This window comes from Endozoicomonas sp. SESOKO4, from assembly GCF_024606275.1.
Window position 1 is genome coordinate 1 of sequence record NZ_JAHHPS010000476.1, and the last position, 4,628, is coordinate 4,628.

A 4,628-nucleotide genomic window follows, 5' to 3' on the forward strand; every position below is an offset into this window, starting at 1 on the left:
TATATAACTTTGCTGGCTGCTTTAACGGGTGTCTTCATCTTCCCGGCTGCTTTCCAGCCATCCTAATGTAGGCAAAAATCACTGGTTTGGATAGTTTTCTGATTTGTTCTGAAGTACAGAAAGACCGTTGCCGGTCGAGAACAATAGTGATTCAGTCTTGTCTCCGATCTGTTGTTTTATCGGCTATGGGGCCAGCGAAATAAAAAGGATAAGTCACAATTCAGTGGGCAGATTCTCTTCGTATTGAAGCGTTTGATTGCCCGATGACAGGACCCGTTGGTAAACTGCCGGGATAAAACCAACAACAAGTGCAAGGGATCGTGAACCAATGAGAAGCACAGTACTGGGCATTCTTCTGCTCTGCCTGTCGTCAGCAGGGATAGCTTACGAGAATCCGATCAAGTCAGATTCTCCCCAGGATTATCTGGTAAAAAAAGGGGACACGCTCTGGGAAATCTCCAACCGTTTTCTGAAAAGTCCCTGGCTGTGGCCTGAAATCTGGCACGCAAACCCCCAGATACATAACCCCCATCTGATTTTCCCCGGAGACCTGGTGAGCCTTGTCTACATCGATGGTCGCCCGAGGCTGACGGTTGTCCGTCGTGGCGAGAGTGGCAGAACTGTCAAACTTAGCCCGAAAGTGAGAACACTGCCTGCTGAAGCGGCTATTCCTGCTATCCCACTCAGCGCAATCGATGCCTTTCTCAAGAGCAGCCGGGTATTTACCTCTAAACTGGCGTTAGACGGTGCTCCTTATATATTTGCTTCCAGACAGGAACGGATCATTACCGGTGCGGGAGACAAGGTTTATGCCCGGGGACCCATAGATTCACTGGACAAGAATCTCGACATTCTTAGGGCCGGAGGCGTTTTGAGGGATCCTGACAGTGGTGAAGTACTGGGTATTATCGGCCATGAAATAGCAGGTGCCTCCCTGCAAAAAGTAGACAATGGCATTGCCAGCCTGAACATCCAGACAAGTCTTCAGGAGGTGAGGCCGGGTGATAAGGTAGTGCCGGCAGACACCTTTAGCCTCCAAACCACCTTTTTTCCCAGGGCACCTGATGCGCCGTTAGAAGGCAAAATTGTCTCTGTTGTTGATGGTGTAAAAAAAGTGGGTCAGTTCAACAGCGTCATTATTAACCGGGGTATCCGGGAAGGTTTGCGTCAGGGCGATATATTCAACGCCTACAAGAATACGGAGGTTAAAGATCAGATCAGTGGTGAAATGGTCAATTTGCCTCCTGAGAAAGCCGGCATGATCATGATTTATCGCCCTTTTGAAAAAGTGAGCTATGGTATTGTGCTGACGGCCTATGAAGAAATAGGTGTAGGCGATACTCTGAAAAGCCCCTGAGGTGCGATGATTCAACAACATGACTCCAGCTGGCAGCAGTTAAAACAATGGCTGCTGCTTTCATTTCAGCCCGGACTGGGTGCGGTTCGCCTCAATGCCCTGGTCCGGGAGTTTGGTTCTGCAAGCGCTGTTTTGTCAGCCTCTTATCAGTCATTGAGGATGGGGCTGCCGGAAAAACTGGCGGCGCAATTATCGGGAAATCCTGAGACACCAGATATTACTGAGCGTCTGAACCATTGTCGACTCTGGCTGGAATCCAGTCAGGCTCATCACATTATTACCCTGCAATCGCCTCAATACCCTGCTGCTCTCAAGGAGTTAAGTGACCCTCCTCCCTTGCTTTACGTGATGGGTAATCTCGATCTGTTGAATGAGCCCCAAGTGGCCATTGTCGGAAGCCGCAGGCCGACCCCTCAGGCTCGTCGATTGGCTCAGGAGATGGCCATGGATTTGTCTCGAAAGGGACTGGTGATTACCAGCGGCATGGCGCTGGGAATTGATGCAGCCGCTCATCAGGGAGCATTGGGCAGTTATGGCAGTACCATAGCGGTTCTGGGAACCGGGGTGGATGTGGTTTATCCAAGGAGTCATGGCGACCTTTATCAGGCTATAGCCATGCAGGGCGCAATTGTGAGTGAGTTTCCTCTGGGGACGACACCTAAACCCGGACATTTTCCAAGAAGAAATCGCATCATCAGTGGTTTGTCTGTCGGTGTTCTGGTGGTAGAAGCAGCGCTTAACAGCGGTTCATTGATTTCGGCCAGACTGGCTGCTGAGCAGGGACGAGAAGTGTTTGCTGTACCGGGTTCTGTTTTAAATCCTCTCAGTCGTGGTTGTCATAAGCTCATAAAGGAAGGAGCTGTTCTGGTTGAATCGGCTGAGGATATCCTGGTCGAGTTACAGAGCTATCTGAGAGCTTATGTGGTATCCACCTCTGAGCCAGAACCGATCAACTCTGATTTATCAGGGGTTCAGAGAGTCATTCTGGAAATTATGAGCGCTGAAGCCATCAGTGTGGATCTGATTTGCCAGATATCAGGGCTCTCGTTTGACGAAGTTTCTGTCATTCTGACTGAGATGGAGCTGGAGGGTTTTATTGAGTCGGTGCCTGGTGGTTATATCCGAGTGGGGTAATTATCTCACTTCCTCGCCAGCTCTTGCTTCATATCGGTCAATAATAGCCTCAACCTGCATGGGCTTTGCGGTATGTCGTAATTTCGGCAGGTCGTAAAGCAGGGGCATCCCTATGCGGGAGTGCGCCATTCCGCAAGCCATCGGGTTATAACTCGCCAATCCAAGCCGCACAGACAATGACATTCACTAATAATTTAAATCTTTCACTTCTGGTACGATATACCACAAACTTTCGTACAAGAAATGAAATATCTATGACGTTCGAAGAGTATTATCAGAAGCTTCCCATCAACAAGAAGAAGTTGAGTAATGTAAAGCAGACCATCTTGAAGCGTTTATGGGGACAAGATAGCAATCCATTTCCTAAGCCTTGGGTATCTTCCGCTGAACTGCTTGAACTGACAAGTCAGAAGTACTTTGATCGTCGAACCAGAGAGTTAAGAGATGCGTTGGGTTGTGACCTGGAATCTGCTTATCAGGAAGAATTTGAAGGCCATGCCTGGCGTTTTAGATCAGACACTCTGACTGCTCCACAAGCGCGAAAATATCTCACAAAAGCGCAAAAAGATCGTCTTTTTACTGAAGCTGAAAATACCTGTGCAACCTGCGCTACACAAACCGAAGCGGGTGTCAGAGGTTTACAAGCAGACCACAAAGTACCTCTTTCCCGCGGAGGAACTAATGATTTAGAAACTGGCAGCCTATGTGTAACAACTGCAATGTTGGGAAGAGGAGAGCTTGCGAAGGTTGCCACCTGAACTGTTAGACCTGTTCATGGGCTTTCCCTGAAAAACATGGTGTACCTTTTATTTTGAACCTCAGTGAGCCAGTACTGAAGGTTATTGACAGTATCAGCGAGACTAAATCCATCAGTCGAGAAGAGGCTATCAGAATAGCTGTAGAAGCTTATCGTGAAGAATTTCTGACCAGTAAGCCGACATGATTGGGTGGTATCGCTCATGCAAATGCTTGTTAATGATCAGCCTGCCCGTGCAGTGAGATCCTGATCCCTAAACATATCCATTGTTTCAAAGGCTCGATGTGATGACGCCAACTTACGAACCGGTGCTTTCTGCAGAAGTGCCTTCCTGATTTGTCTACCTACAGCCTCTGCAACAGGTGCGGGAAATGCATTGCCGACCTGTCGATAGGCATGGGTCTTTCCACCAAAAAACTCCCAATAGTCAGGAAAACCCTGAATTCTTGCAGCCATTCGAATATTCAGCAACGGCATCCCTTCGCAACCAGGCTGGATCGTTCCATCTCTTTTGAGAACGCCTATGAAACCTTCTCCTGGAATCTCATCATCATTTGCAACTCGGTGAGCATTTACACCAAGCTCTTGCCACTGTCGTTTGGTTCTGGTAGGCCCCAGATCGGGTCCTCCATGTTTTTTAGATCCACCTACAAGTGTCGGAGCTATTTTATCAGCCCTCTTTTTCCATTTATCAACGCCTTCCCAACCATTCGATGACATGAGATCACAAAGAGCTTCACCTACAGTTTTAGGTCGCGTATTCAGAGGTTGAGGCCAGTGAAAATGCTTAAAGTAATCAGGCTTCATTGCCACCAGGATAACTCTGGGTCTTAACTGGGGCACACCAAAATCACTGGCCTGATGCAGCTTCCAATCAGAGAGATAACCCATCTCAAAGAGCGTATTAGATATTTCATCTCGGTAATCTTTGAACTTATCTTCCAGAAGCCCTGGAACATTTTCCAGCATCACGGCTTTAGGTTGAACCTTCTGAAGAATCTCCAGCGCCGTGGGGAAAAGATCACGTTCATCATTGCTACCAAGCTGCATACCGGCTTTGCTGAATGGAGGGCATGGCACTCCCCCTGCAACCAGATCAATTTGCCCCTGGTAGTCTTCAGCTTCATGTTCTGCAAAGTGCTTTAGGTCACTCTCAATGATATTGTCCCACCCCAAGCCATGAGCCTGATTATTGAGGCGCAAAGTCTGACTGGCATGATGATCGATCTCAATGAGGGCTGCATGAGAAAAACCTGCCACGTGCAAACCTATGGCCTGACCGCCGGCACCAGCACACATTTCAATCGTTTTCATCAAAAAACCTGTTTAATGTTCAAAACGGCAATTATACCAAGTTCAACTGTATGAAAAAAATCACTC

General features: G+C 48.1%; 5 protein-coding genes. 3 read left to right on the plus strand and 2 right to left on the minus strand.

Going from position 1 to position 4,628, the window contains the following annotated elements; genetic code table 11:
• Positions 1-328: 328 nt before the first annotated feature.
• Positions 329-1,357: a LysM peptidoglycan-binding domain-containing protein gene (locus KDK16_RS09045; protein ID WP_257275700.1), complete on the plus strand. Its 1,029-nt coding sequence runs from the start codon at positions 329-331 to the stop codon at positions 1,355-1,357.
• A 6-nt stretch (positions 1,358-1,363) separates the two neighbouring features.
• The gene (gene dprA / locus KDK16_RS09050) at positions 1,364-2,491 is read left to right on the plus strand and encodes a DNA-processing protein DprA (RefSeq protein ID WP_257275701.1); all 1,128 of its coding nucleotides are present in this window, start codon (positions 1,364-1,366) and stop codon (positions 2,489-2,491) included.
• Here the strand turns inward: dprA and KDK16_RS09055 are convergent, their stop codons facing one another.
• Positions 2,492-2,620, minus strand: coding sequence for a hypothetical protein (locus KDK16_RS09055; RefSeq protein WP_257254290.1), 129 nt, complete (start codon positions 2,618-2,620; stop codon positions 2,492-2,494).
• 125 nt (positions 2,621-2,745) lie between these two features.
• Between KDK16_RS09055 and KDK16_RS09060 the strand changes: the two genes are divergently transcribed.
• The gene (locus KDK16_RS09060; protein WP_257275702.1) at positions 2,746-3,249 is read left to right on the plus strand and encodes an HNH endonuclease; all 504 of its coding nucleotides are present in this window, start codon (positions 2,746-2,748) and stop codon (positions 3,247-3,249) included.
• A 221-nt stretch (positions 3,250-3,470) separates the two neighbouring features.
• On the opposite strand, the gene KDK16_RS09065 is transcribed toward KDK16_RS09060, so the two are convergent.
• A complete protein-coding gene (locus tag KDK16_RS09065; protein ID WP_257275703.1) occupies positions 3,471-4,562 on the minus strand; it encodes a DNA cytosine methyltransferase in 1,092 nt (363 codons plus the stop codon).
• Positions 4,563-4,628: the final 66 nt, after the last annotated feature.